The organism is Pseudomonas sp. Irchel s3a12, assembly GCF_900187485.1.
GTDB classification, from domain to species: Bacteria; Pseudomonadota; Gammaproteobacteria; order Pseudomonadales; family Pseudomonadaceae; genus Aquipseudomonas; species Aquipseudomonas neuropathica.
Genome location: NZ_FYDN01000011.1, coordinates 50361 through 76230 on the forward strand (window position 1 = coordinate 50361; position 25870 = coordinate 76230).

Annotated in this window: 24 protein-coding genes; 14 read left to right on the forward strand and 10 right to left on the reverse strand. The window is 59.5% G+C overall.

Annotated features, from left to right (window positions below; genetic code table 11):
* The first annotated feature begins 185 nt into the window (after positions 1-185).
* The 5 genes from CKW14_RS19070 (at position 186) to CKW14_RS19090 (ending at position 8197) form a co-directional block, all read left to right on the forward strand.
* Complete coding sequence (locus CKW14_RS19070; RefSeq protein WP_095125864.1) at positions 186-1613, forward strand: di-heme oxidoredictase family protein; 1428 nt, start codon at positions 186-188, stop codon at positions 1611-1613.
* Positions 1614-1639: 26 nt separating this feature from the next.
* The gene (locus CKW14_RS19075) at positions 1640-2704 is read left to right on the forward strand and encodes an imelysin family protein (RefSeq protein WP_038366849.1); all 1065 of its coding nucleotides are present in this window, start codon (positions 1640-1642) and stop codon (positions 2702-2704) included.
* A gap of 14 nt (positions 2705-2718) precedes the next feature.
* Positions 2719-3819 (forward strand): DUF1513 domain-containing protein, encoded by a 1101-nt coding sequence (locus tag CKW14_RS19080; protein ID WP_095048271.1) that lies wholly within the window; start codon positions 2719-2721, stop codon positions 3817-3819.
* Positions 3820-3999: 180 nt separating this feature from the next.
* Entirely contained in the window at positions 4000-5148 is a 1149-nt protein-coding gene (locus CKW14_RS19085; protein WP_095048272.1) for an efflux RND transporter periplasmic adaptor subunit, read from the forward strand.
* Between the two features lie 13 nt (positions 5149-5161).
* Positions 5162-8197: a multidrug efflux RND transporter permease subunit gene (locus CKW14_RS19090; protein WP_095125865.1), complete on the forward strand. Its 3036-nt coding sequence runs from the start codon at positions 5162-5164 to the stop codon at positions 8195-8197.
* Positions 8198-8362: 165 nt separating this feature from the next.
* Here CKW14_RS19090 and CKW14_RS19095 read toward each other — a convergent pair whose 3' ends face one another.
* From CKW14_RS19095 to colR, 5 genes are all read right to left on the reverse strand, one after another.
* Positions 8363-8590, reverse strand: a complete 228-nt coding sequence (locus CKW14_RS19095) for a hypothetical protein (RefSeq protein ID WP_034153490.1) — start codon at positions 8588-8590, stop codon at positions 8363-8365.
* 2 nt (positions 8591-8592) lie between these two features.
* Positions 8593-9309 carry a lipopolysaccharide kinase InaA family protein gene (locus CKW14_RS19100; RefSeq protein ID WP_095048274.1) on the reverse strand — a complete coding sequence of 239 codons (717 nt, stop codon included), beginning with the start codon at positions 9307-9309 and terminating at the stop codon, positions 8593-8595.
* A 4-nt stretch (positions 9310-9313) separates the two neighbouring features.
* Positions 9314-9982, reverse strand: coding sequence for a class I SAM-dependent methyltransferase (locus CKW14_RS19105; protein ID WP_095048275.1), 669 nt, complete (start codon positions 9980-9982; stop codon positions 9314-9316).
* Positions 9983-10143: 161 nt separating this feature from the next.
* Positions 10144-11418 (reverse strand): HAMP domain-containing sensor histidine kinase, encoded by a 1275-nt coding sequence (locus CKW14_RS19110; RefSeq protein ID WP_095048276.1) that lies wholly within the window; start codon positions 11416-11418, stop codon positions 10144-10146.
* A complete protein-coding gene (gene colR / locus CKW14_RS19115) occupies positions 11418-12089 on the reverse strand; it encodes a two-component system response regulator ColR (protein ID WP_095048277.1) in 672 nt (223 codons plus the stop codon). Before colR ends, CKW14_RS19110 begins: the two co-directional genes overlap by 1 nt.
* Before the next feature lie 220 nt (positions 12090-12309).
* Here colR and CKW14_RS19120 point away from each other — a divergent pair, with 220 nt between their 5' ends.
* Positions 12310-13053 (forward strand): phosphatase PAP2 family protein, encoded by a 744-nt coding sequence (locus CKW14_RS19120; protein WP_095048278.1) that lies wholly within the window; start codon positions 12310-12312, stop codon positions 13051-13053.
* A 197-nt stretch (positions 13054-13250) separates the two neighbouring features.
* Here CKW14_RS19120 and groL read toward each other — a convergent pair whose 3' ends face one another.
* From groL to CKW14_RS19140, 4 genes are all read right to left on the reverse strand, one after another.
* A complete protein-coding gene (groL, locus tag CKW14_RS19125; protein ID WP_095048279.1) occupies positions 13251-14897 on the reverse strand; it encodes a chaperonin GroEL in 1647 nt (548 codons plus the stop codon).
* A gap of 50 nt (positions 14898-14947) precedes the next feature.
* The gene (locus tag CKW14_RS19130; protein ID WP_007916610.1) at positions 14948-15241 is read right to left on the reverse strand and encodes a co-chaperone GroES; all 294 of its coding nucleotides are present in this window, start codon (positions 15239-15241) and stop codon (positions 14948-14950) included.
* Between the two features lie 260 nt (positions 15242-15501).
* Positions 15502-15978, reverse strand: a complete 477-nt coding sequence (locus tag CKW14_RS19135; RefSeq protein WP_095125866.1) for an FxsA family protein — start codon at positions 15976-15978, stop codon at positions 15502-15504.
* A gap of 65 nt (positions 15979-16043) precedes the next feature.
* Positions 16044-16775 (reverse strand): HugZ family protein, encoded by a 732-nt coding sequence (locus CKW14_RS19140; protein WP_095125867.1) that lies wholly within the window; start codon positions 16773-16775, stop codon positions 16044-16046.
* Between the two features lie 163 nt (positions 16776-16938).
* Here CKW14_RS19140 and CKW14_RS19145 point away from each other — a divergent pair, with 163 nt between their 5' ends.
* Positions 16939-17697, forward strand: a complete 759-nt coding sequence (locus CKW14_RS19145; protein ID WP_064391936.1) for an SDR family oxidoreductase — start codon at positions 16939-16941, stop codon at positions 17695-17697.
* A 131-nt stretch (positions 17698-17828) separates the two neighbouring features.
* Here the strand turns inward: CKW14_RS19145 and apbC are convergent, their stop codons facing one another.
* Positions 17829-18923 carry an iron-sulfur cluster carrier protein ApbC gene (apbC, locus tag CKW14_RS19150; protein ID WP_095125868.1) on the reverse strand — a complete coding sequence of 365 codons (1095 nt, stop codon included), beginning with the start codon at positions 18921-18923 and terminating at the stop codon, positions 17829-17831.
* Between the two features lie 155 nt (positions 18924-19078).
* Between apbC and metG the strand changes: the two genes are divergently transcribed.
* From metG to nth, 7 genes are all read left to right on the forward strand, one after another.
* Complete coding sequence (gene metG, locus CKW14_RS19155) at positions 19079-21130, forward strand: methionine--tRNA ligase (RefSeq protein WP_095048392.1); 2052 nt, start codon at positions 19079-19081, stop codon at positions 21128-21130.
* Positions 21131-21261: 131 nt separating this feature from the next.
* Positions 21262-21831 (forward strand): electron transport complex protein RnfA, encoded by a 570-nt coding sequence (locus CKW14_RS19160; RefSeq protein WP_095048284.1) that lies wholly within the window; start codon positions 21262-21264, stop codon positions 21829-21831.
* Complete coding sequence (rsxB, locus tag CKW14_RS19165; RefSeq protein ID WP_095048285.1) at positions 21828-23036, forward strand: electron transport complex subunit RsxB; 1209 nt, start codon at positions 21828-21830, stop codon at positions 23034-23036. The genes CKW14_RS19160 and rsxB overlap by 4 nt, the downstream gene beginning before the upstream one ends.
* Positions 23023-24006: an RnfABCDGE type electron transport complex subunit D gene (locus CKW14_RS19170; RefSeq protein WP_095125869.1), complete on the forward strand. Its 984-nt coding sequence runs from the start codon at positions 23023-23025 to the stop codon at positions 24004-24006. The genes rsxB and CKW14_RS19170 overlap by 14 nt, the downstream gene beginning before the upstream one ends.
* Positions 24003-24608 carry an RnfABCDGE type electron transport complex subunit G gene (locus CKW14_RS19175; protein ID WP_095125870.1) on the forward strand — a complete coding sequence of 202 codons (606 nt, stop codon included), beginning with the start codon at positions 24003-24005 and terminating at the stop codon, positions 24606-24608. The genes CKW14_RS19170 and CKW14_RS19175 overlap by 4 nt, the downstream gene beginning before the upstream one ends.
* Positions 24605-25186, forward strand: coding sequence for an Rnf-Nqr domain containing protein (locus CKW14_RS19180; RefSeq protein WP_093430572.1), 582 nt, complete (start codon positions 24605-24607; stop codon positions 25184-25186). The genes CKW14_RS19175 and CKW14_RS19180 overlap by 4 nt, the downstream gene beginning before the upstream one ends.
* On the forward strand, positions 25183-25821 hold the full coding sequence (gene nth / locus CKW14_RS19185) for an endonuclease III (RefSeq protein ID WP_038369071.1): 639 nt from the start codon (positions 25183-25185) through the stop codon (positions 25819-25821). Before CKW14_RS19180 ends, nth begins: the two co-directional genes overlap by 4 nt.
* The last annotated feature ends 49 nt before the right edge of the window (positions 25822-25870 follow it).

Here is a 25870-nt window from a genome sequence, read left to right on the forward strand (position 1 = left end):
GCGATCTTTTGACTTTGCTTCTAAAAAGACAGATCAAAAGATCGCAGCCTTCGGCAGCTCCTACAGCGGTTTTGCATAGGCCTTCAGATTCGCGTTGTATCAAGCAAACGATAATTCCTCTTATTCAAACTCCTTCGCCCTGTTAGACTTTGCGCCTTTATTTTCGCCCGTCCGCAGGATGTCTGATGCCCTCGCTGCCTCTTCGCTTGTCCGCACTGTTGCTGGCCCTGGGCCTGAGTGCGTGCGATGACGCCCCGCGTTTCACCAAGGCTGAGCCGGGTGAAGCACGTTCGGGCGGTGCAGCGACCGTGCGCAAGACCGATCAGAACGCATTCTCCCTGCCTTCGGCGAATCTGCCACCGTCGCGGCGGGTGGATTTCAGTGTCGGCAACAGTTTCTTCCGCAGCCCATGGGTGATCGCACCGTCGACCACCACTGCGCGCGATGGTCTCGGCCCGCTGTTCAACACTAACGCCTGCCAGAACTGCCACATCAAGGACGGTCGCGGCCATCCGCCAACGCCGGATGCCGCCAACGCGGTATCGATGCTGGTGCGCCTGTCGATCCCTGATGCGCCGCAATTCGCCAAGCTCATTGAGCAGGTCGGCGTAGTGCCGGAGCCGGTCTACGGCGGCCAGTTCCAGGACATGGCCGTGCCCGGCGTAGCCCCCGAAGGCAAAGTGCGCGTCGACTACACGCCTGTGCCCCTGCGTTTCAAGGACGGCACCGAAGTCGAGTTGCGCAAGCCAGTGTTGCAGATCACCCAACTGGGCTACGGCCCGATGCACCCGGACACGCGTTTCTCGGCCCGCGTTGCCCCGCCGATGATTGGTCTGGGCCTGCTCGAAGCGATCCCCGAAGAAGCGATTCTGGCCAACGCCACCGCGCAAGCCAAAGACAACAAAGGCATCAATGGCCGTCCCAATCAGGTCTGGGATGATGCGTTGCAGAAGACCGTCATGGGCAGATTCGGCTGGAAAGCCGGGCAACCGAACCTCAATCAACAAAATGTTCACGCGTTTTCCGGTGATATGGGTCTTACGACGAGTTTGAGACCCTTTGATGACTGCACCGACGCGCAAACTGCCTGCAAACAGGCACCGAACGGCAATGGCCCGGACGGCGAGCCGGAAGTCAGCGACAACATCCTGCGTCTGGTGCTGTTCTACAGCCGTAACCTCGCCGTACCCGCGCGGCGTGGCGTCAACGATGAACAAGTGCTGGCCGGCAAGAACCTGTTTTTCCAGGCCGGTTGCGATTCGTGCCACACGCCGAAATACACCACCGTCGCCAACGCAGCCGAACCTGAATTGGCCAATCAGGTGATTCGTCCGTACAGCGATCTGTTGCTGCATGACATGGGCGACGGCTTGGCCGACAACCGTACGGAATTCCAGGCCTCTGGCCGCGACTGGCGCACGCCGCCGTTGTGGGGGATCGGCCTGACGCAAGCCGTCAGCGGCCACACACAGTTTTTGCATGACGGTCGCGCGCGCGATCTGCTCGAAGCGGTGCTTTGGCATGGCGGCGAAGCGCAAGCCGCGCAGCAACAGGTTTTGTCTTTCAATGCCGAGCAGCGTGCCGCGCTGCTGGCGTTTTTGAACTCACTTTAAACACTGAAAAGAATCGGGAGCCCGACATGTTCCGTCCCAAGCTACTGTTCACCAGCCTTGCCGCGCTCGCCCTCGGTGCCTGCTCGCCGCAGGATCCGCAAGCGGTCACGTCGGCGGCCATCGCCAAATCAGTGATCCTGCCGACCTACACTCGTTGGGTCGAGGCCGACAAGCAACTGGCGGTCAGCGCCCTCGCCTACTGCCAGGGCAAGGAAACCCTGGAAACCGCCCGCGCCGATTTCCTGCACGCGCAGAAAGCCTGGGCCGAGCTGCAACCGCTGCTGATCGGCCCGTTGGCCGAGGGCAACCGTTCGTGGCAAGTACAGTTCTGGCCGGACAAGAAGAACCTCGTCGGCCGTCAGGTCGAGCAATTGGTCGTCGCGCAGCCGCAGATCGACGCCGCCGCCCTGGCCAAATCGAGCGTAGTCGTTCAAGGTCTGTCGGCGTACGAGTACATCCTGTTCGACGCCAAGCCTGACGTGGCCAACGCCGAGCAGAAAGCCAAGTACTGCCCACTGCTGATCGCCATTGGCGAACGACAGAAGCAACTGGCCGAAGAGATTCTGCAGGGCTGGAACAACACTGACGGCATGCTCGCGCAGATGACCAAGTTCCCCAACCAGCGCTATGCCGACTCCCACGAAGCGATCGCCGATCTGCTGCGTGTGCAAGTCACTGCACTGGACACTCTGAAGAAAAAACTCGGCACGCCAATGGGCCGCCAGAGCAAAGGCGTGCCTCAACCGTTCCAGGCCGATGCCTGGCGCAGCCAGTCCTCGCTGACCGCACTGGAAGCCAGCCTCGCCGCTGCCAAAACCGTCTGGGAAGGTGTCGACAACAAAGGCCTGCGCGGTCTGTTGCCGGCTGAGCAGAAGCCACTGGCGGACAAGATCGACGCTGCCTACGCCGCTTCGCTGAAACTGTTCGACAGCACTCAGCGTTCGCTCGGCGAAATGCTCGAAGACGACGCCGGTCGTCAGCAACTGAACGACATCTACGACAGCCTCAACGTCGTCCATCGCCTGCACGAAGGCGAACTGGCCAAGGCGCTGGGCATCCAACTGGGCTTCAACGCCAACGACGGTGACTGATGAGGGCAAGTGCCATGCTGCGACGTCAGGTTCTGACTTTAGGTAGTGCACTGCTGGGAGCAGTGACGCTGGGCGGCTGGACGCTGTTCAAACGCAAGGATCAGAGCCCGCTGTTGCTGTCGGCGCGCGACGACACCGACGGCAAGCACTACGCCGTCGGCTATCGGCTGGATGGCACGCGGGTGTTCGCCACCGAAGTCGGCCAACGCTGCCACGACATCATCAACCATCCGACGCAGCCGATTGCACTGTTCGTCGCACGTCGCCCGGGCACCGAGAGTTACCTGATCGACCTGCGCGACGGTAAGTTGCTGCAGACGGTGACCTCGCAGCCGAACCGGCACTTCTACGGCCACGCCGTGGTGCACAAGGACGGCGAATACCTGTACGCCACCGAGAACGACACCACCGATCCTGGCCGTGGTTTGCTCGGTGTGTACAAGTTCGAAGGCGAACGGCTGGTGCACACCGGCGAAATTTCCACCCACGGCCTCGGCCCGCATCAGGTGTCGTGGATGCCCGATGGCGAGACGCTGGTGGTGGCCAATGGCGGGATTCGTACCGAGGCGGAAAGCCGCGTCGACATGAACCTCAACGCCATGGAGCCAAGTCTGGTGCTGATGCAGCGCGATGGCACCCTGCTGAGCAAGGAAACCCTCGCCCAGCAGATGAACAGCGTGCGCCATCTGGGCATCGCCAGCGATGGCACCATCGTCGCCGGTCAGCAGTTCATGGGCGCCTCGCATGAGCGTTCGGAGTTGCTGGCGATCAAGCGTCCGGGGCAGCCGTTCGTGGCGTTCCCGGTGCCGGAGCATCAGTTGCAGTCGATGGGGCATTACACCGCCAGTGTTGCGGTGCACAGCGACTTGCGCCTGGTTGCGCTGACGGCGCCGCGTGGCAACCGCTTCTTTATCTGGGATCTGGACAGTGGCGAGGTGCGCCTCGACGCGCCGTTGCCCGATTGCGCGGGTGTGGGTGCGGTGAAGGACGGTTTTGTCGTGACCTCCGGGCAAGGACGTTGCCGTTACTACGATTGCCGTCAGGATGAGCTGCTGGCCAAGCCACTGGAATTACCGGCGGGGCTCTGGGACAACCATCTGCACTTGATGGCGTAAAACTGCCTTAAAAGATCGCAGCCTGCGGCAGCTCCTGCATTGGAATGCACTCCTCTGCAGGAACTGCCGCAGGCTGCGATCTTTTTGCGCCCCCCTGTAAGAACTGCCAGTTGGAATCCCCCCTGTACTCGGAGTAATGTGCCCGCCTGTCTCACCTGATTTATCCAAGGAACTGGAAATATGCTGCGTCGCCGCATGCTGATCATGTTGGGTGTTGTTTTGTTGATCGTCCTGGTGCTGGGCGGATACAAAGCCTTTTCGATCTACACAATGATCCAGGGCTTTTCCAAGCCGAAACCGCCGATCAGCGTTGCCGTGGCCAATGCCACCGAACAGCCGTGGCAGATGCGTCTGCCGACCGTCGGCACGCTCAAGGCGCTGCAAGGTGTCGAGCTGAGCCTGGAAGTCGCCGGCACCGTCACCGAACTCAAGTTCGAGTCCGGACAGAAGGTCAAGGCCGGGCAACCCTTGCTGCAACTCGACAGTGGCGTCGAAACCGCCCTGCTGGAAACCGCCAAGGCTGATCTCGGTCTGGCGCAACTGGACTTCGGCCGTGGCGCGCAACTGGTCGACAGCCGCGCAATCTCCAAAGGCGAGTACGACCGGCTCTCCGCTGTACTGCAGAAAAATAAAGCCACGGTCAATCAGCTCAACGCTTCGCTGGCGAAAAAACGCATCCTCGCACCGTTCAGCGGCACCATCGGCATCCGTCAGGTCGACGTCGGCGACTACCTCGCCAGCGGCACCAAAATCGCCACGCTGCAGGACTTGAGCAGCCTCTACGCCGACTTCTACCTGCCCGAACAATCGGTGCCGAAACTGGCCATCGGTCAGCCGGTGCAGATTGCAGTCGCCGCCTATCCCAAGCAAAACTTCGCCGGCAAGATCAGCGCGATCAACCCGATCGTCGAAAGCACTACGCGCAACATTCTGGTTCGCGCCACGCTGGCCAACCCCGACGGCAAATTGCTGCCGGGCATGTTCGCCAGCCTCGAGGTGTTGTTGCCGGATCCGCAGAAACACATCGTCGTGCCGGAGAGCGCGATCACCTACACCCTCTACGGCAACTCGATCTACGTGGTCGGGCAAAAGAAAGCCGAAGACGGCAGTCTCGAAAAGGACGACAAGGGCCAACCGGTGCTGATCGCCGAACGCCGCTTCATCGAAACCGGTGAACGCCGCGATGGCCTGGTGATGATCAACAAGGGCGTGCAGAGCGGCGAACAAGTGGTAACGGCTGGCCAGATCAAACTGGACAACGGCGCCCACATTGCCATCAGCGACGACAAGACCCTCGGCGAGCAGAACAGTCCGCCGCGCGCCGACTGATCAAGGAAATCCCATGGCTTTTACTGATCCGTTCATCCGCCGCCCGGTGCTCGCCACCGTGGTCAGCCTGTTGATTGTGCTGCTGGGCTTTCAGGCCTGGAGCAAGTTGCCGCTGCGCCAATACCCGCAAATGGAAAACGCCCTGATCACGGTGACCACCGCTTACCCCGGGGCCAACGCCGAAACCATTCAGGGCTACATCACCCAACCTATGCAGCAGAGCCTCGCCAGCGCCGAGGGCATCGACTACATGACTTCGGTCAGCCGGCAGAACTTCTCGGTGATCTCGATCTACGCGCGCATCGGCTCCAACACCGACCGTTTGTTCACCGAACTGCTGGCCAAAGCCAACGAGGTGAAAAACAAGCTGCCACAGGACGCCGAAGACCCGGTGCTGAGCAAGGAGTCCGCCGACGCCTCGGCGCTGATGTACATCAGCTTCTTCAGCAAGGATTTGAGCAACCCGCAAATCACCGACTACCTGTCACGGGTGATCCAGCCAAAACTGGCGACCTTGCCGGGCATGGCCGAGGCGGAGATTCTCGGCAATCAGGTGTTCGCCATGCGCCTGTGGCTCGACCCGGTGAAACTCGCCGGTTTCGGCCTCAGCGCCAGCGATGTGACCAACGCCGTGCGCCAGTACAACTTCCTCTCCGCTGCTGGCGAAGTGAAAGGCGAGTACGTGGTCACCAGCATCAACGCCAACACCGAACTGAAATCCGCTGAAGCCTTCGCGGCGATTCCGCTCAAGGTCAGTGGCGACAGCCGCGTGTTGCTGAGTGATGTCGCGCGGGTGGAAATGGGCGCGGAAAACTACGACTCGATCAGCTCGTTTGGCGGCACGCCGTCGGTGTACATCGGCATCAAGGCCACCCCGGGCGCCAACCCGCTGGATGTGATCAAGGAAGTGCGCAAGCTGATGCCGGAGCTGGAAGCGCAACTGCCGCCGAACCTGAAAAGCGAGATCGCCTACGACGCCACACTGTTTATCCAGGCCTCGATCGATGAAGTGGTAAAAACCCTGTTCGAGGCGGTGCTGATCGTCATCGTCGTGGTGTTCCTATTCCTCGGCGCATTGCGCTCGGTAGTAATCCCGGTGGTGACCATTCCGCTGTCGATGATCGGCGTGATGTTCTTCATGCAGATGATGGGCTACTCGATGAATCTGCTGACGCTGCTGGCGATGGTGCTGGCCATCGGTCTGGTGGTGGACGATGCGATTGTCGTGGTGGAAAACATTCACCGGCATATCGAGGAAGGCAAGACGCCATTTGATGCGGCGCTGGAAGGCGCACGGGAAATCGCCATGCCGGTGGTGTCGATGACCATCACCTTGGCGGCGGTGTATGCGCCGATCGGTTTCCTCACCGGGCTGACCGGAGCGTTGTTCAAGGAGTTTGCGCTGACCCTGGCCGGCGCCGTGGTGATCTCCGGGATCGTCGCCCTGACCCTGTCGCCGATGATGTGCGCGTTTTTGCTACGCCACGAGGAAAATCCCAGCGGCCTCGCGCACCGCCTCGACCGCATTTTTGACGGCCTCAAGCGCCGCTATCAGAGCATGCTCCACGGCACGCTGAACACGCGTCCGGTGGTGCTGGTGTTCGCAGTGATCGTGTTGTGCCTGATCCCGGTGTTCCTCAAGTTCACCAAATCGGAACTGGCCCCGGACGAAGATCAGGGCATCATTTTCATGATGGCCACTGCGCCGCAGCCAACCAACCTCGATTACCTGAGTACCTACACCGACGAGTTCATCAAAATCTTCAAGGAATTCCCGGAGTACTACTCCTCGTTCCAGATCAACGGCTACAACGGCGTGCAGGCCGGCATCGGCGGTTTCCTGCTCAAACCATGGAACGAGCGCAGTCGCACGCAGATGCAAATCCTCCCCGAGGTACAAGGCAAACTGGAAGGCATTCCTGGCTTGCAGATCTTTGGTTTCAACCTGCCCTCCCTGCCCGGCACCGGTGAAGGCCTGCCGTTTGAGTTCGTGGTCAACACCGCCAACGACTATGAACTACTGCTGCAAGTGGCAGACCGGATCAAGAAACGTGCAATGGAGTCGGGCAAGTTCGCCTTCGTCGATCTCGATCTGGCGTTCGACAAACCCGAGGTGGTGGTCGATATTGACCGCGCCAAAGCAGCGCAGATGGGCGTGTCGATGCAGGATCTCGGCGGCACGCTGGCGACGCTGTTGGGCGAGGCGGAAATCAACCGTTTCACCATTGATGGGCGCAGCTACAAGGTCATTGCCCAGGTCGAGCGCCCCTATCGTGATAATCCGGACTGGCTGAACAACTACTACGTGAAAAACACTCAGGGCGAGTTATTGCCGCTGTCGACGCTGATCAAGGTCAGCGACCGCGCTCGACCGCGCCAGCTCAATCAGTTCCAGCAACTTAACGCCGCGAAGATCTCCGGTTTCCCGTTGGTGAGCATGGGTGAAGCTATCGACACCGTGTTGCAGATTGCCCGCGAAGAAGCACCGGCCGGGTTTGCTTTCGACTACGGCGGCGCATCGCGACAGTTCGTGCAGGAAGGCAGTGCCCTGTGGGTAACCTTCGCGCTGGCGCTGGCGATTATCTTTCTGGTGCTGGCGGCGCAGTTCGAAAGCTTCCGCGATCCGCTGGTGATCCTGGTGACGGTGCCGTTGTCGATCTGTGGGGCGTTGATTCCGCTGTTCCTCGGCTGGTCGAGCATGAACATCTATACCCAGGTCGGGTTGGTGACGCTGATCGGGCTGATCAGTAAACACGGCATCCTGATCGTCGAGTTCGCCAACCAGTTGCGCAAGGACAAGGGCCTGACGGCGCGCGAAGCCGTTGAGGAAGCGGCGGCGATTCGCTTGCGGCCGGTGTTGATGACCACGGCGGCGATGGTGTTTGGTATGGTGCCGCTGATTCTGGCCACGGGCGCCGGTGCAGTGAGCCGTTTTGATATCGGCATGGTGATTGCCACGGGGATGTCGATTGGCACGTTGTTTACGCTGTTCGTCTTGCCGTGCGTTTACACCCTGCTGGCGAAACCCGATCCCAAGCCAACCGCATAACCCCTGTAGGAGTGAGCCTGCTCGCGATAGCGGTGTGTCATTTAAATCATTTTTAACTGACAAATCGCTATCGCGAGCAGGCTCACTCCTACAAGGGATCTGTGTTGCTCCGGGCATAAAAAAGGCCTCGCATCTGCGAGGCCTTTTATGTGGGCTTCAATCGTTTCAACTCTGCGGCCTCATCCCTTGAGAAAGTCCGAACATGAACAACAACAGATCATGATCGGGTTTGGTCGCCACGGAGGCTTTCGCCACCCGTGGGACTGCGCAGTGGGCGTCGTCTACGGACGCGCCCACCACCTGCATGCGGGGCTGCTCCCAGGCAGCCACCGCCAATGACGCAACTGCCAAGGCTCCAACTAAAAACAAACCTCGTGCAATTTCTAGTTTCATCGCTATAAACCTTTGATAGCGCTGCCAAACGCCGTCTCATAAAAGTAGACGAGTTTTTTCCAGTCCGCGTCGCGGAACGACGAATGGCGGCGCAATTGCTTCATGTCGTGGGAAGCGGCGCGATAGGCGGTCAGACGCTGGCGGCATTTCTCCAGATCGATCAAAGCGACCTCGACCTTGGCCGAGTCGCCTTCGCCCGTCACACGCACAAACACGTGTTTGATGTAGATGCAGCTGTGCTGCCAACGGCCCTTGTGCATGCGCGCCAGGTTTTCGGCGAGGTCCTTGAGCACACGCTCATACACCACATCGCCGCACTGATCGCGACCGCCGGCAGCCGCCAGCCAATGTTCCAGTTCCTGGAAACCGTCCAGGGACTTGGTGACCAGCAGTGCACGCCATTTGTGCTGCGGATCAGGCTGGGCGCCGCAGAAAACGATTTGCGGCACGCGCACACCGAGCTTGCTCACGCCGGTCAGCGCATCAAGTTCACGCAAAACAGTAGGACGGCCAAAAGGGTGCAACCAACTGCGATAGATATGACCGGTCTGGCGCTTGGCATACAGCAGTTGACCATCGCGCCCCACGACCCTTTGCACGCCACTTTCCCCACCACGTCGAACGTTGGGTTCTTCCACCCACTCGCCGCGCTGGTTCCAGTAAAAGTCAAAGCGATCTTGCGGAGCGACGTCCGTTTCTGCTGCAAATTGCACTGCCATCCTGTTACCTCTTGCGTAATACGTAAACCCGCCACATGGCGTAGAGCGGAATAAAGTCCAGTTGTTCCTGAATCCGAAAACCTGCTTCCTCGAACTCCTTTTCCACCGTAGCGGCCGGTAACACAAAGCGATTCTGATACTCGCGTTTGTCACGGTTGCGCTCGGCTCGCTGGCGTTTCCAGGCTTTGAAATTGCCATCAACCCACAGCGAAACGATCACACTGTCCCGGGTAACGCGCTCGAATTCGCTCAGAATCGCCCGGCGATGCTCGGCTTCACCGATGTGGTGGAGCAAACGCATGCAGAAAATGCTGTCGACCGCGTTGTCAGGCAAGGCAATGTCGAAGGCAGAGGTGTGCAAGGGTTGTACCCGTTTCACTACATCCGCCGGTTGCGACTCCATGGCCGTCTTGATCATCGACTCGGAATTGTCCGCGCCGATAATCACCCGGTTGGCCTTTTCGCCCAACAACGGCCAGAAACGCCCGGCACCGCAAGGCAAATCCAGCACCAGTCCCGGCTCACCCACCAACGCCAGCGCCTTGCGGGCTAGCTGTTCGTCACGCCAATGGGAGAGACGACGTCCAAGGCTTTCTTTGTGCTTGCGCAGGTATTTCTGCGCGTGTTGATCGTCGTACTTCTCGGAAAAATCGAGTTTGATCGGACCGGCCATCACCTGGACTCCTGAATTGCTGATGTCACCACCTTAAGGAGCGGCATGTCAGCGTCAGGTCATCCATTTGTGAAAAAAATGTCCGGTAAATAGACAAATTATTACAGCGTTATACAGGATTTAGACAGGAAGGAGGGAGTAGCATCGAGCCACTCCGTGCGTCAGATTTTGCCCAGATCCACCTCGAAGCGGCAGCCATTGGGTTCCATCGTGCTCAAGCTGACGGTCCAGCCCTGGTTCTCGCAGATCCGCTGAACCAGCGACAATCCCAACCCCAAGCCTTCGCCGCGCTTTTCGCTGCCACGCACGAAAGGCTCGAACATGGCTTCACGCTTTTCTTCCGGAATGCCGACACCGGAGTCTTCCACCACAAAGCCGTTGGCCGTGAGTGTCAGGCGAATGAAGCCTTTCTCGGTGTAATGCAGCGCGTTACGCAACAGGTTACCCATCACGGCATTCAACAGGGTCGCGTTGTAACGAGCGTCCGTCGGATTGCCAGGTTCGAAGACCAGATTCAGGCCTTTGCTCTCGATCGGCCCGCGCCACAGACACAATAAGTTTTCGGCCACCTGCGAGAGGTTCTGCTGCAGAGCCATCCCCGCATCTTCGTGCTGGGCGCGCGCCAGCATGAGGAAGGTCTGCACCAGCTCGCGCATTTCCTCACTGGCGCGGGCAATTCGCTCGACTTGCGAGCGGCCGCGCTGGTCGATCCCCGGGTTCTCCAACAGCAGTTCGCAGGAACTGGCCAATACCATCAACGGCGTGCGCAATTCATGGCTGACGTCGCTGGTGAACAACCTTTCACGCGTCAGCGCCTGACGAAGGCGTCCCAGCGTGGCATCGAACGCCACCGCCAGTTCACCCACCTCGTCTGCCGCATAATCCGGTGCCAGCGGCGGCGCCAGACCGAGCAACTGATCGCGATGGCGCACCTGCCGGGCCAGTCGCACCACCGGCGCCATTACCTTGCGCGCCAGCACCCACCCGAGGAATACCGCCAGGGCCAGACTGAGCACGAAGCCGACCAGCACCACGGCAAACAGCACGCGCTCGCGCTCTTCGAAATCACTTTGATCCTGCAGCAGCACATAACGCCGACCGTCGACGACCTCGACCATCGCGTGATACGACAGCTGCTCGCGGAACACTTCATGGAAACCCGAATCGAGGTGACGCAGGTCCTTGGGCAGCTCAAAATCGCCCGGCCCGCCACTGAAATAGAACAACTGGTCGGGTTCCGGGCGATGGCTCCAGTCCGAAACGTTGTCCATCAGCAGAAGCCGTTGCAGATCGCCGCCCAGCCCCGCCGAAATCAATTTTTCTTCCACCAGGTGCACGGTCGCGACGATGCCCATCGCGAAGGCGCCGGCCACAAGTGCGCTCATCAAGGCAAAAGCAATGATGATCCGCTGGGAAAGACTTTGCCTGAACTCCATTACACGTCGGCCAGCCGGTAACCCACCCCGTGCACAGTGTGCAGCAGTGGTTTGGCAAAAGGTTTATCAATGACTTGTCGCAGTTGGTGAACGTGGCTGCGCAGGCTGTCGCTGTCCGGGCAATCATCGCCCCACAACGCTTCTTCGAGAATTTCCCGACGCAGTACGTGTGGGCTCTTCTGCATCAACACGGCCAGAAGCTTGAGGCCTACCGGGTTGAGTTTGAGCAGTTTGCCATCGCGGGTCACTTCCAGCGTGTCGAGGTCGTAACTCAGATCTGCGACTTTCAGGGCACGGCGGCCACCACCCTGAGCACGTCGCATCACCGCTTCGACCCGCGCCGCGAGTTCAGACAAGGCAAATGGCTTGATGAGGTAATCGTCAGCCCCGGACTTGAAGCCTTGCAAACGATCGTCCAGTTGATCGCGAGCGGTGAGCATGATCACCGGCGTGTCCCGGCGGGCATCTTCACGCAGGCGTTTGCACAGGGTGTAGCCATCGATGCCGGGCAACATGATGTCGAGCACGATCAGGTCGTAATGCTCGGTGGCGGCCAGGTGCAGGCCCGACAGACCGTCCTGGGCGCAATCGACGGTATAGCCTTTGAGGCCCAGATAATCGGCCAGATTGGCCAGGATGTCGCGGTTGTCTTCGACCAATAGAATTCGCATGGGCACCTCCTCCGTACGGGGTAACGGCCGTCTTGGCCCGCGCAGCTTACGGCCAAGTGTGGCTCAGAGCTAGGCGTGCGTCGGGTTGTTTAACGAGAAAAAGCTCATTGTGCATGCCAACGTTTTTTTCACTTTCGGTTAACAAATCGGCGACGCGCACGCGCGCAGACTCCGCGCGGTTGCGCTCTTCAGACCCTATTTACGACCAAGGAATTGCCCCATGGTGTCGACTTCTGCCCGCCCCGTTTCCAGGCCACTGAATTTTTGGTTATGCCTGGGAATACCCACCGTCGCGGCGATCATTCTGGTGCTGCTTGAATTGACTGATCTGGACATGGATCTGGCCCGACTGTTCTATGACCCGGTCGCAGGTGACTTTATCGGGCGACACAGTTTTTTCCTTGAAGACATCCTCCATGATCGCGCCAAGCAGGTGGTCATTGCGTTCTCGGTGTTTGCCATCCTCGGCTTCATCAGCTCGTTCTTCGTCGGCAGACTGAAACCGTTCAAGCGCGAACTGGGCTGTCTGGTGCTGTCGCTGGGCCTGGCGACCTCGTTCGTTACCCCGGTCAAAGCCGTGACGGCGGTGCAGTGCCCATGGAGCCTGGAGCAATTCGGCGGCCATGAAACCTACAGCAAACTGATGGAACATCGTCCACAAACGGACAAACCCGGCCGTTGCTGGCCCGGTGGTCATGCGGCGACGGGGTTCACCTTGTTTGCGCTGTTCTTTGTCCTGCGTGATCGCCGTCCGCGTCTGGCCCGTCAGGCATTTATCTTTGCCTTCGCGCTGGGTTCGGTGTTTTCGATCAGCCGGATGATGCAGGGTGCGCACTTCTTTTCGCACAACGTGTGGACGGCGATTTTCTGCTGGCTGATTTGTCTGGGGTCGTATTACTGGGTGCTGTATCGCCCGGCGGTGAAAACCGCGGCCGTGGTCGAGGCGCAACCGGTCAGCGCCTGATCTGACGCCATCGCTGGCAAGCCAGCTCCCACAGGGTTGGTGCCGAGCACACATTTTGTGAACGCTCGAATCACTGTGGGAGCTGGCTTGCCAGCGATGAACGATTACTCGGACTTGCGCCAACACTAAATCAAAGGCAATAAAAAACCCCGCTGGCTTGCGCCAGCGGGGTTTTGCGTTACAGGGGTAAGGCTGGCTTACATCATGCCGCCCATGCCACCCATGCCGCCCATGTCAGGCATGCCGCCGCCTGCAGCGCCGTCTTTCTTCGGCGCGTCAGCTACAGCTGCTTCGGTGGTCAGGATCAGACCGCCGATCGACGATGCCGCTTGCAGAGCGGAACGAGTCACCTTGGTTGGGTCCAGGATGCCCATTTCGATCATGTCGCCGTATTCGCCAGTCGCAGCGTTGTAACCGAAGTTACCTTTGCCGTTCTTGACTTCGTTGACGACAACGCTTGGCTCGTCGCCGCTGTTGGCAGCGATCTGACGCAGCGGTGCTTCAACAGCGCGACGCAGCACAGCGATACCCACGTCCTGATCAGCGTTGTCGCCTTTCAGGTCAACCAGGGTTTGCAGAGCGCGGATCAGCGCAACGCCACCGCCAGGTACCACGCCTTCTTCAACGGCTGCACGGGTTGCGTGCAGGGCGTCTTCAACGCGGGCTTTCTTCTCTTTCATTTCAACTTCGGAACCAGCGCCAACCTTGATCACTGCAACGCCGCCGGACAGCTTGGCCAGACGCTCTTGCAGTTTTTCACGGTCGTAGTCCGAGGAAGTTTCACCAACCTGAGCACGAATCTGAGCGATACGCGCCTGGATGTCGGAATCTGCACCGGCACCGTCAACGATGATGGTGTTTTCCTTGGAAATGGTCACACGCTTGGCGCTGCCCAGGTTTTCCAGGGTAGCTGCTTCCAGGCTCAGGCCGATCTCTTCGGAGATAACGGTACCGCCGGTCAGAACAGCGATGTCCTGCAGCATGGCCTTACGACGGTCGCCGAAGCCTGGCGCCTTGACGGCTGCGACTTTAACGATGCCACGCATGTTGTTTACAACCAGAGTCGCCAGGGCTTCGCCTTCAACGTCTTCGGAAACGATCAGCAGTGGACGGCCGGCTTTGGCAACGGCTTCCAGCACTGGCAGCATTTCACGGATGTTCGAGATCTTTTTGTCGACCAGCAGGATCAGCGGGCTGTCCAGCTCGGCAACCATGGTCTCTGGCTTGTTGACGAAGTACGGGGACAGGTAGCCACGGTCGAACTGCATGCCTTCAACAACCGACAGTTCGTTTTCCAGGCCAGTGCCTTCTTCAACGGTGATCACGCCTTCTTTACCGACTTTTTCCATGGCTTCGGCAATGATGTCGCCGATGGAGTTGTCGGAGTTGGCGGAGATGGTGCCTACCTGAGCGATGGCCTTGGTGTCAGCGCATGGCTTGGACAGGTTCTTCAGCTCTTTGACGATAGCGATGGTCGCTTTGTCGATACCGCGCTTCAGGTCCATCGGGTTCATGCCGGCAGCGACGGCTTTCAGGCCTTCGTTGACGATCGACTGAGCCAGAACGGTAGCGGTGGTAGTACCGTCACCAGCGTCATCGTTGGCACGGGAGGCAACGTCTTTGACCAGCTGCGCGCCCATGTTTTCGAAGCGATCTTCGAGTTCGATTTCTTTGGCGACGGAAACGCCGTCCTTGGTGATGGTCGGAGCGCCGAAGCTCTTCTCGATGATCACGTTACGGCCTTTCGGGCCCAGGGTCGCTTTTACAGCGTCAGCCAGGACGTTGACGCCCTTGAGCATTTTTTTACGGGCGGAATCGCCAAACAGAACTTCTTTAGCAGCCATGATCGATATTCCTTAAATACTTTGTAGTAGCGGGAAAATGAACGGGGTTATCAGCCTTCGATAACAGCGAGGATTTCGTTCTCGCTCATTACCAGCAGGTCTTCGCCGTCGACTTTCACTGTGTTGCTGCCGGAGTAAGGACCGAACACAACCTTGTCGCCTTCTTTCACGGACAGTGCGCGCACTTCGCCGTTTTCCAGAGCTTTGCCCGGGCCTACAGCGAGAATCACACCGTGGTTGGCTTTTTCAGCAGCCGAACCTGGCAGGACGATACCGCCAGCGGTTTTCTTTTCTTCTTCGCTGCGACGGATTACGACGCGGTCATGCAGAGGACGAAGCTTCATTGTCGATCTCTCCTAATTGTGGTTTTCATCGGCCGGTGTAGTCCCGGCGGGTTTAACAAATCCGGCCTGCGCCGGTTGCGATTCGTCAAGCGAACCGCGGAAGTCTGTCCGGTTCAAATACCGGAAACCTTTCGGTGACCGATACATAAGGGCGCATAAGCTTATTACAAGGGCGAGGCGAAAAAATTTTCACCGATGTGCTGCACAAAAGCAGCCCATAAACGAACACGGCACCCGAAGGTGCCGTGTCGATGCAGATGTTACTTGGAGTCCCGGTGTTCGAACTCGCCTTCGATCACGTCACCCTCGCGGCCCAGAGGCTGGCGCGGTGCAGGACCGCCACGGGGTTGCAGGTCGTCGGCGAACGCACGCTGGCGCATGGCCTGTTCTTCGGCGCGCTGGCGCATTTTGTTCGCCAGCAGGCGACGGGTGAATGGCAGCAACATCACCAGACCGACCACGTCACTGATGAAGCCCGGCAGGATCAACAGGCCACCGGCCAATGCCAGCATCAAACCTTCCAGCATGGTTTGCGCAGGCAGTTCGCCGCGGTTCAGGCTTTCACGGGCACGCAATGCAGTGGCCAGACCGGCGACGCGCAGCACGAAAATGCCGAACATCGAGCCGACAATGATCAGCAGCAGGGCCGGGAAAAACCCGATAGCCCCTGCCACTTTGACGAATACGAACAGCTCCAGCACCGGAAACAGCAGAAAGAGCAACAGAAAAGGGCGCATCAAAGTTTCCTCAACGCAAGAAATGCCTTGCAGTAAGCCTTAGATGACGTCGCCCTTTCGTGAATTCAAGCACCAGCCACCTCATTTTTTGGCCAGACCTCGGCGTGAGCCAGAGAAACCAAGGCTTCGCGCACTTGTGTCGGCGTATTACAAGGTGCCGGGAACGGCAGCCAGTACAACGCCTGACCGATGCGCAGGTGCATGCCCTCGGTGTCGATCCCGGCCAGTTGCGCCGGCACGGTTTTCGGCAGACCGGCCAGGTCGACGTAGTGCGCGATGGCTTTGGCGTGGTCACTGTTCATGTGCTCGACCATGCTGATTTCAGCCTTGCCAGCGAACGGGTTGGCCAGGGTCAGTTGATCTACCCAGTGAATCGCGCCGAAACCGCCGATGTAGCGATGACGCACCGGGCTCAACACCCAGAAGTCGAAATCGTGGGCCTTGTGGTAGTTCTGCGAATCGGGGAAATAACGGTAGTAACGCTCGGCGGCGGCTTCGATCGCGGCAACGTCTTCGAGCTTTTGCGCCTCCGCCAGATAGGTCAGGCGACCAACGGCTTGCACATCATCTGCCTCACGCTCGCCGACGAGCAATGAGCACTTCGGGTCTTTTTGCAGGTTGTGGGTGTGCTGGGCGATGCGGCTGATCAGGATCAGCGGCCGGCCCTGCTCGTCCAGGCAGTACGGCACCACGGAGCCAAAAGGAAAACCGGGCATCGATTTGGAGTGGGTCGACAGCACTCCACGGTATTCCTTGAGAAGCAATTCTCGGGCATTCTTCGCCACTTCAACGCTCAATTTATGACTCCTTAAATAGAATCCGTCGAAAAAACGGACAGGCGCCTGGGATCAAGTCCCAGTCACGCCGGCGGGCAACTCTCATGTGCAACCCAGCCACGGCCGGTGCAGATCGGGAGTCGCTGAAAACAAAAACGACTCAGACTGCTATCGGGGCATGCGAATGCAACTCAACGACAAAGTAATCATTATCACTGGCGGTTGCCAGGGTTTGGGCCGCTCGATGGCCGAGTATTTCGCCGGCAAAGGCGCGAAGCTCGCGCTGGTCGACCTCAATCAGGAAAAACTCGACGACGCGGTCGCGGCCTGCAAAGCCAAGGGCGTCGAGGCGCGCAGCTATCTTTGCAACGTCGCCAATGAAGAGCAGGTCGAGCACATGGTCGCCCAGGTCGCCGCCGACTTCGGCGCGATCCACGGCCTGATCAACAACGCTGGGATCCTCCGTGATGGCCTGCTGCTCAAGGTCAAGGACGGCGAAATGACCAAGATGAGCCTGGCACAGTGGCAGGCCGTCATCGACGTCAACCTGACCGGCGTGTTCCTCTGCACCCGTGAAGTGGCTGCAAAAATGGTTGAGCTAAAGACCAGCGGCGCGATCATCAATATCTCGTCGATCTCGCGTGCGGGCAACGTTGGCCAGACCAACTATTCGGCGGCCAAGGCCGGTGTTGCGGCGGCGACGGTGACCTGGGCCAAAGAGCTGGCGCGTTACGGCATTCGCGTGGCGGGGATTGCACCGGGCTTCATCGAAACCGAGATGACCCTGGGCATGAAACCGGAAGCGCTGGAGAAGATGACTTCGGGGATTCCGCTCAAGCGCATGGGCAAGCCGGAAGAAATCGCCCATTCGGCGGCGTATATCTTCGAGAACGACTACTACACCGGGCGTATTCTGGAGATGGATGGCGGGTTGCGTATCTAACTGCCAACACAAAACAAATGTAGGAGTGAGCCTGCTCGCGATTGCGGTCATTCATTCAACAAATCTGTTGAATGTTATTCCGCTATCGCGAGCAGGCTCACTCCTACAGGGTTATCGGTGTTGCTGATGTATCAATCGTCGCTGATGGTGATGTTCGGCATCGCCGGCGTCGCCGCTTCCTGCAACACAATCCGCGCACCAACGTGGCGGGCCAGTTCCTGATAGACCATGGCAATCTGGCTGTCCGGCTCGGCGATCACGGTTGGCTTGCCGCCGTCGGCCTGTTCGCGGATCAGCATCGACAATGGCAGCGAAGCCAGCAGCTCTACGCCGTACTGGGTCGCCAGTTTTTCACCACCACCCTCACCGAACAGATGCTCGGCATGCCCGCAGTTCGAGCAAATGTGCACGGCCATGTTTTCCACCACGCCCAACACCGGAATGTTGACCTTGCGGAACATTTCCACGCCTTTGCGCGCATCCAGCAATGCCAGATCCTGTGGCGTGGTGACGATCACCGCACCAGCCACCGGGACTTTTTGCGCCAAAGTCAGTTGAATGTCGCCGGTGCCTGGCGGCATGTCGATGACTAGATAATCGAGGTCGCCCCACGCGGTTTGCGTAACCAGTTGCAGCAGCGCGCCGGAGACCATCGGCCCACGCCAGACCATCGGCGTGTTGTCGTCGGTCAGGAACGCCATCGACATGACTTCAACGCCATGGGCCTTGAGCGGCACGAACCACTTCTGATCCTTGACCTCCGGGCGGGTGCGCTCGGGGATGCCGAACATGATGCCTTGGCTCGGGCCGTAGATATCGGCGTCGAGAATCCCGACCTTGGCGCCTTCACGGGCCAGGGCCAGCGCGAGGTTGGCGGCGGTGGTCGATTTACCCACACCGCCCTTGCCCGAAGCAACGGCAACCACGTTCTTGACGTTGGCCAGCCCCGGAATCTGCGCCTGCGCCTTGTGCGCGGCGATCACGGTGTTGATCTCGACTTTCGCCGCGGTCACGCCATCAAGGTTTTCAATGGCCAGTTGCAGCATTTGCGCCCAGCCGCTCTTGAACAGACCGGCGGCGTAACCGATTTCCAGCTGCACGTTGACGCGGTCACCGACGATCTCGATGTGCTTCACGCAACCGGCGCTGACCGGGTCCTGGTTCAGGTAAGGGTCGGTGTATTGGCTGAGGACGGCTTCCACCGCTGCGCGAGTGACGGCGCTCATGGGCAACTCCGATAACAAGACTGGGAAAAGATGGCGGGTATCCTACCCCTTCTATCCTCCGGACGGCACGCCCGGCAACGATTTGCAGGGGTGAAATATCTTGCCCGGCGCTTTATAGTGGCCGACCTCCGTTTCATCAAGTAGCGAAGCCCCACATGTCCGAACCACGCAAGATCCTCGTCACCAGCGCCCTGCCCTACGCCAACGGTTCGATTCACCTTGGCCATATGCTGGAATATATCCAGACCGATATGTGGGTGCGCTTCCAGAAGCATCGCGGCAACCAGTGCATTTATGTCTGCGCCGACGACGCCCACGGTTCGGCGATCATGCTGCGCGCGGAAAAGGAAGGCATCACCCCGGAACAACTGATCGCCAACGTACAGGCTGAACACAGCGCCGACTTTGCCGAGTTCCTGGTCGATTTCGACAACTTCCACTCCACTCACGCCGAAGAAAACCGTGAGCTGTCGAGCCAGATCTACATCAAGCTGCGTGACGCCGGGCACATTGCCCAACGCTCGATCACCCAGTATTTCGACCCGGAAAAGAAAATGTTCCTGGCCGACCGTTTCATCAAGGGCACCTGCCCGAAATGCGGCACTGAAGACCAGTACGGCGACAACTGCGAGAAATGCGGTGCAACCTACGCCCCGACCGATCTGAAGGATCCGAAGTCGGCGATCTCTGGCGCCACCCCGGTGCTCAAGGATTCCCAGCACTTCTTCTTCAAACTGCCAGACTTTCAGCAAATGCTGCAGGCCTGGACCCGCAGCGGCACACTGCAAGACGCCGTGGCCAACAAGATCGCCGAATGGCTGGACGCCGGCCTGCAGCAGTGGGACATCTCCCGCGATGCGCCGTACTTCGGTTTCGAGATCCCGGACGAGCCGGGCAAGTATTTCTACGTGTGGCTGGACGCGCCGATCGGCTACATGGCCAGCTTCAAGAACCTCTGCGACCGCACGCCGGAGCTGGACTTCGACGCGTTCTGGGGCAAGGACTCCACCGCCGAGCTGTACCATTTCATCGGCAAGGACATCGTCAACTTCCACGCGCTGTTCTGGCCAGCGATGCTCGAAGGCGCGGGCTACCGCAAGCCGACCGGCATCAACGTGCACGGCTACCTGACTGTCAACGGCCAGAAAATGTCCAAGTCGCGCGGCACCTTCATCAAGGCCCGGACGTATCTCGATCACCTGTCGCCGGAATACCTGCGCTACTACTACGCAGCCAAGCTGGGCCGTGGCGTCGATGACCTCGACCTGAACCTCGAAGACTTCGTGCAGAAGGTCAACTCGGATCTGGTCGGCAAAGTGGTCAACATTGCCAGCCGATGCGCCGGTTTCATTCAAAAAGGCAACGCCGGTCTGCTGGTCGACCAAAACGCTGCGCCGGAGCTGACCGAGGCTTTCCTCGCCGCTGCGCCAAGCATTGCCGACGCCTATGAAGCCCGCGACTTCGCCCGCGCCATGCGTGAAACCATGGCCCTGGCCGACCGCGCCAACGCGTGGATCGCTGACAAGGCGCCGTGGTCGTTGAATAAACAGGAAGGCAAGCAGGATGAAGTCCAGGCGATCTGCGCCACCGGCATCAACCTGTTCCGCCAACTGGTGATCTTCCTCAAGCCGGTGTTGCCGTTGCTGGCCGCCGATGCCGAGGCGTTCCTCAACGTCGCCCCGCTGACCTGGAACGACCACACCACCCTGCTGGCCAACCACCAGTTGAACGAATTCAAACCGTTGATGACCCGCATCGACCCGGTGAAAGTACAAGCCATGTCCGACGCCTCGAAAGAAGACCTGACCGCCAGCCAGACCGACACCGGTGCAACCGCTCCGGCCGGCAACGGCGAACTGGCCAAGGATCCGCTGTCGCCGGAAATCGACTTCGACGCCTTTGCCGCGATCGACCTGCGCGTCGCACTGATCGTCAAAGCCGAACACGTCGAAGGTGCTGACAAGCTGCTGCGCCTGACCCTGGACATCGGTGACGAGCAACGCAACGTGTTCTCCGGGATCAAGAGCGCGTACCCGGATCCGTCGAAACTCGACGGGCGCCTGACCATGATGATCGCCAACCTCAAGCCACGGAAAATGAAGTTCGGTATCTCCGAAGGCATGGTGATGGCCGCCGGCCCTGGCGGTGAAGAAATCTACCTGCTGAGCCCGGACAGCGGCGCCAAGCCGGGTCAACGCATCAAGTAAGGCCCGGCAACAAATCGATCCCACCGGCGTGCCCCGCATGCCGGTGGGATTTTTCATATCTGGCCCACCCTACGTGGCTGCTGGATAATGCCTAACCTTATGAGATAGCCGCCCGTTTCTCTGGCAGAACCATGACCGAACTCGTGCTTACGCTTATCAGTGCTGCGCTGCTTAACAACTTCGTGTTGCACTGGCCCCTGGGCGTCGATCCGCTGCTGGCGGGCAGTCGTCGCCAGGTGCATGCGCTGGGACTGGCGACGTTGTGCCTGATGCTGGTTGCGGGCGTAACCGCTTACGTGATCTGGCATTGGCTACTGGTGCCGCTTCATCTTGAAGCCCTGCGGCTGTTCGTGTTTCTGCCATTGAGTGTGTTGCTGATCGCACCGCTGCTGAAACTGTTGTCCGGCGGCTTTCACGGTCTGCCTTTCGACGGGCTATGGCCATTGTTGCTGGGCAATGCCGGAGTGCTCGGGCTGGCACTGATCAACGCGCAAAACGATCAAGGCCTGCCGCAGGCAATAGCGCTAAGTCTTGGCGCCGGGCTGGGTTTCTGGCTGGTGCTGAGCCTCTTCAGCGATTTGCGCGAGCGCACGGCCGACAACGATATCCCCCTGCCCTTTCGTGGCCTGCCGATTGATCTGATCGGCGCCGGACTGATCGCAGTGATTTTTCTCGGATTCAGTGGACTGATCAAAACATGAGTCTGATTCAACGCATCGATGCCCTCCTGCCGCAGACCCAATGCGGCAAGTGCGGCCATCCCGGATGCAAACCGTACGCACAAGGCATCGCCGAGGGCGAGCCGATCAACAAGTGCCCGCCGGGCGGTGACGAAACCATCGCGGCGCTGGCTGAACTGTTGAAAGTGCCGGTGCTGGAGCTGGACATCAGTCGCGGCTCGGCACCGCCGCAAGTGGCGTTTATCCGTGAAGCCGAATGCATTGGCTGCACCAAGTGCATTCAGGCCTGCCCGATCGACGCGATCGTCGGCGCGGCGAAACTGATGCACACGGTCATCGTCGACGAGTGCACCGGTTGCGATCTGTGTGTCGCACCGTGCCCGGTGGATTGCATCGAAATGCATCCATTGTCGCCGGGCACGTTGCCGGTGGTGGGCGGCCTCGCCGTCAGTCTCGACGAGCAGCGCGCGCGCGCGGCCAAACGCGATCACGCGCGTCAACGCTTCGAGCGCCGAAACGAGCGCTTGCACCGCGAAGAACAACAGAAACAGGCTGAGCGTGAAGCGCGGGCGAAACGGGCGGTGCAGCCTGAAGTGACCGCGACCGATCCGGTGCAGGCAGCATTGCAACGCGTGCGTGCGCAGAAAGCCGCCACCGTTGACGCGGCGCTGAAGAAAGCCAAAATTGATGTAGCGATGAGCCGCGCGCAATTGCACAAGTCGTTGAAAGCCTTCGGTCATCCGCCGACGTTCGAGCAGCAGGCACAATTGATCGTGTTGCAGCAGCAGTTCGACGCGGCCGAGCAGGCCTTAGCGAAACTTGAAAGCAGCGCCCCGCCTGCCCCGGCAGTCACGGCCCCGGCGAAAGATGCCGACTTGAAACGGGCAAAAATCCAGTTGGCAATGCGTCGTGCCGAACTGAAAAAAGCCCAAACCGCCGAAGCGGCGCCCGAACAGATCGCCGCGCTGGAACAAGCACTACGCGATGCCGAACAGGCCCTGCACGCCGCCGAAGCTACAAGCGATCAGCCGTTGCCTGACCTGGTGCGCGTCGAAAAACGCCCGGTCGACAGCCAGCTTCGCCAGTTGAAAACCGAATTGGCCTACGCCCGCGCCGACCTCAACAAACTCGAACGGCGCGCCGACACGCCCACCGAAATCCTCGCCAAGGCCCGCGCCCGCCTGCAAGACGCCGAGCGCCAGGTGCAAGATCATGTTGCCCCTTGAGGCACCGGACAATCGCCTGCAACAGGCAATGAAGCTGGTATTGCTGGCCGCTTTGCCGGGGCTGCTCGGACTGTTCTGGCTGTACGGTTGGGGGGTGTTGATCAATCTGATTCTGGCGGCCACCACAGCACTGATTGTCGAAGCAGCGGTCCTGCACCTGCGTCGACAGCCCCTGCAGCCAGCGCTGAGCGACGGCAACGCGCTGGTCAGCGCGACATTGCTGGCTGCTGCCCTGCCACCTTATTGCCCCTGGTGGCTGACGGTAACGGCCATGGCTGCGGGTCTGCTGTTCGGCAAGCACGTGTACGGCGGCGTCGGCAAAAACCCGTTCAATCCGGCAATGCTCGGGTTTGCCCTGGCCATGGTGATGTTCCCGCAACCAATGACCCATTGGCCGGCTCATGGCCTGGATCTGACGGCAACGTTTCAACAAGTGTTCGGCGCAGGTCAGGCGCCGGATGCTTGGGTCCAGGCCACCGTACTGGACAGCCTGCGCATCAATAAAAGCCTGACCATGGACGAGTTGTTCACCAGCAATCCAGCCTTCGGTCGATGGGGCGGACACGGTGTGGAATGGGTGAATCTGGCGTTCCTCGCCGGCGGGTTGTTTCTGCTGCAGCGCCGCGTCTTCAGTTGGCATGCGCCAGTGGGCATGCTCGCCAGCCTGTTTGTCATCAGTCTGCTGTGCTGGAACGGTTCCGGCTCGGACTCGCATGGGTCACCGCTGTTTCACCTACTCAGTGGCGCGACCATGCTGGGGGCGTTCTTTATCATCACTGAACCGGTCTCTGGCGCTAAAAGCGCGCTTGCCCGTCTGCTGTTCGGAGGCAGTGTCGGGCTGCTGACTTACGTGATTCGAACCTGGGGTGGATACCCGGATGGCGTGGCGTTCGCAGTGCTGCTGATGAATCTTTGCGTGCCTGCGCTGGAGCGATTTGCCGCGAGCCGTCAGTCAGAGGTGCGCCCATGAATCGCACGGCCAGCGCGTCTATTGTGCTGCTGTTGGCGGTCATCGGCGTCGCTGCGACTTATGTTTTATACCGTAGTTCTGCAGCGCAAATTGCCAGCGGGCAGCACTGGATCGAAAGCCGCAAACTGCTGGATTTGCTTCCACTCGATGCCTACGACAATCAACCGCTCGAGCAGCCTTTGGCCTTGGCAGACTTGAACTTGAGCCATAGCACCTTAACGGGTGGCTATCGCGCGACCAAACGCGGCCAGACCGTTGCGATCTTGCTGCACAGTCAAACCCAGGGTTATGCGGGCGCCATCGAACTGTTGATCGCCATCGATACCAACGGCAAATTGCTCGGTGTAAAAACCCTTAAACAAAGGGAAACGCCAGGACTCGGCGGGCATCTGGGTGACTGGCCGAATACCTGGCTACAGTCGTTTATCGGCACATCGAGCAAGGAGCCGACTGATGCGGGATGGGCGCTGCAAAAGGATCAGGGACAATTTGATCAAATAGCTGGCGCGACCATCACCTCGCGCGCAGCCATCAGCGCGATCCATGATGCCCTGCGCTACTTCGATGAACATCGGGCCGCGCTGCTGGGGAGCGGAAGATGAACCGATCAGCAGTCCTCTCGAACACTTTGATGCTGACATTGCTGCTTGGCACCAGTGACTCACTGGCAGGTGGTGTGGGGACATTATTGATGTTCGTTACTGTCGCAGGCTTGTATGGCCTTTGCATGGCTGCCTTGCGACCACGACTCACAGAAAAAAGCGTGTTGCTCGCCAGCGTGTTGCTCGCCGCGACCCTCACCAGTTGCGCAGATCTTTTGGCGCAACGCTGGTTTCTGCCCTGGCAGCAAACCTTCGGCCTCTATGTCGGCCTGATCGCCTTGCAATGCGTGGTGCTGGAGCACAACGGTTTCTGGCGACAGTCGTGGATCGAGCGGCTCAAACTCTGCGGCATGTTCGGCGGATTGCTGCTCGGGCTCGCCGGGCTGCGTGAACTCGTCGGTCACGGCAGTCTCGGCCGGGGACTGTTCGAACACTGGCCAGGTCTTGTTGTATTTGGCGAAGGGCTGCACCTGATCACGTTGATCCCCGGTGCTTTTATTTTGTTGGCGCTGCTGCTGGCGGCGCGTCAGGCGATAGTTCGCCCGAACTCGATATCCAAGGAAACACATCGCTCATGAATGCAGCAAAACGCCTGGAGATTTTCCGCCGCCTGCACGAAGACAACCCGGAACCGAAGACCGAACTGGCCTACTCCTCGCCGTTCGAGTTGTTGATCGCGGTGATTCTTTCTGCGCAATCGACAGACGTCGGCGTCAACAAGGCCACGGCAAAGCTGTTCCCGGTTGCCAACACGCCAGCGGCGATCCACGCTTTGGGCGTCGAGGGGCTATCCGAATACATCAAGACGATCGGCCTCTACAACAGCAAGGCCAAGAACGTCATCGAGACCTGCCGCTTGCTGGTCGAACGCCATGGCAGCGAAGTCCCGCAAACCCGTGAAGAGCTCGAAGCCCTACCGGGAGTGGGCCGCAAGACCGCCAACGTCGTACTCAACACGGCTTTCCGCCAACTGACCATGGCCGTCGACACTCATATCTTTCGGGTCAGCAACCGCACCGGCATTGCACCGGGTAAAAATGTGGTCGAAGTGGAAAAGAAGCTGATGAAGTTTGTACCCAAAGAATTCCTTCTCGACTCTCATCACTGGCTGATACTTCATGGCCGTTATGTGTGTCTGGCCCGCAAGCCACGCTGCGGCAGTTGCCGGATCGAAGACCTGTGCGAGTACAAGGAGAAAACTTCGGACGATTGACCGGCTATTGGAATAATTGATAAGTCGATTGAAAAAATCTTTTTTACCC

Coding starts and splice junctions, on each gene's coding strand:
- CKW14_RS19120 (WP_095048278.1), top strand. CDS start 12,310: ATGGTGTCGACTTCTGCCCGCCCCGTTTCCAGGCCACTGAATTTTTGG.
- CKW14_RS19085 (WP_095048272.1), top strand. CDS start 4,000: ATGCTGCGTCGCCGCATGCTGATCATGTTGGGTGTTGTTTTGTTGATC.
- CKW14_RS19110 (WP_095048276.1), bottom strand. CDS start 11,418: ATGGAGTTCAGGCAAAGTCTTTCCCAGCGGATCATCATTGCTTTTGCC.
- colR (WP_095048277.1), bottom strand. CDS start 12,089: ATGCGAATTCTATTGGTCGAAGACAACCGCGACATCCTGGCCAATCTG.
- CKW14_RS19175 (WP_095125870.1), top strand. CDS start 24,003: ATGAATCGCACGGCCAGCGCGTCTATTGTGCTGCTGTTGGCGGTCATC.
- groL (WP_095048279.1), bottom strand. CDS start 14,897: ATGGCTGCTAAAGAAGTTCTGTTTGGCGATTCCGCCCGTAAAAAAATG.
- CKW14_RS19080 (WP_095048271.1), top strand. CDS start 2,719: ATGCTGCGACGTCAGGTTCTGACTTTAGGTAGTGCACTGCTGGGAGCA.
- apbC (WP_095125868.1), bottom strand. CDS start 18,923: ATGAGCGCCGTCACTCGCGCAGCGGTGGAAGCCGTCCTCAGCCAATAC.
- CKW14_RS19130 (WP_007916610.1), bottom strand. CDS start 15,241: ATGAAGCTTCGTCCTCTGCATGACCGCGTCGTAATCCGTCGCAGCGAA.
- CKW14_RS19145 (WP_064391936.1), top strand. CDS start 16,939: ATGCAACTCAACGACAAAGTAATCATTATCACTGGCGGTTGCCAGGGT.
- nth (WP_038369071.1), top strand. CDS start 25,183: ATGAATGCAGCAAAACGCCTGGAGATTTTCCGCCGCCTGCACGAAGAC.
- CKW14_RS19180 (WP_093430572.1), top strand. CDS start 24,605: ATGAACCGATCAGCAGTCCTCTCGAACACTTTGATGCTGACATTGCTG.
- CKW14_RS19090 (WP_095125865.1), top strand. CDS start 5,162: ATGGCTTTTACTGATCCGTTCATCCGCCGCCCGGTGCTCGCCACCGTG.
- CKW14_RS19100 (WP_095048274.1), bottom strand. CDS start 9,309: ATGGCAGTGCAATTTGCAGCAGAAACGGACGTCGCTCCGCAAGATCGC.
- rsxB (WP_095048285.1), top strand. CDS start 21,828: ATGAGTCTGATTCAACGCATCGATGCCCTCCTGCCGCAGACCCAATGC.
- CKW14_RS19075 (WP_038366849.1), top strand. CDS start 1,640: ATGTTCCGTCCCAAGCTACTGTTCACCAGCCTTGCCGCGCTCGCCCTC.
- CKW14_RS19105 (WP_095048275.1), bottom strand. CDS start 9,982: ATGGCCGGTCCGATCAAACTCGATTTTTCCGAGAAGTACGACGATCAA.
- CKW14_RS19135 (WP_095125866.1), bottom strand. CDS start 15,978: ATGCGCCCTTTTCTGTTGCTCTTTCTGCTGTTTCCGGTGCTGGAGCTG.
- CKW14_RS19070 (WP_095125864.1), top strand. CDS start 186: ATGCCCTCGCTGCCTCTTCGCTTGTCCGCACTGTTGCTGGCCCTGGGC.
- CKW14_RS19095 (WP_034153490.1), bottom strand. CDS start 8,590: ATGAAACTAGAAATTGCACGAGGTTTGTTTTTAGTTGGAGCCTTGGCA.
- metG (WP_095048392.1), top strand. CDS start 19,079: ATGTCCGAACCACGCAAGATCCTCGTCACCAGCGCCCTGCCCTACGCC.
- CKW14_RS19160 (WP_095048284.1), top strand. CDS start 21,262: ATGACCGAACTCGTGCTTACGCTTATCAGTGCTGCGCTGCTTAACAAC.
- CKW14_RS19170 (WP_095125869.1), top strand. CDS start 23,023: ATGTTGCCCCTTGAGGCACCGGACAATCGCCTGCAACAGGCAATGAAG.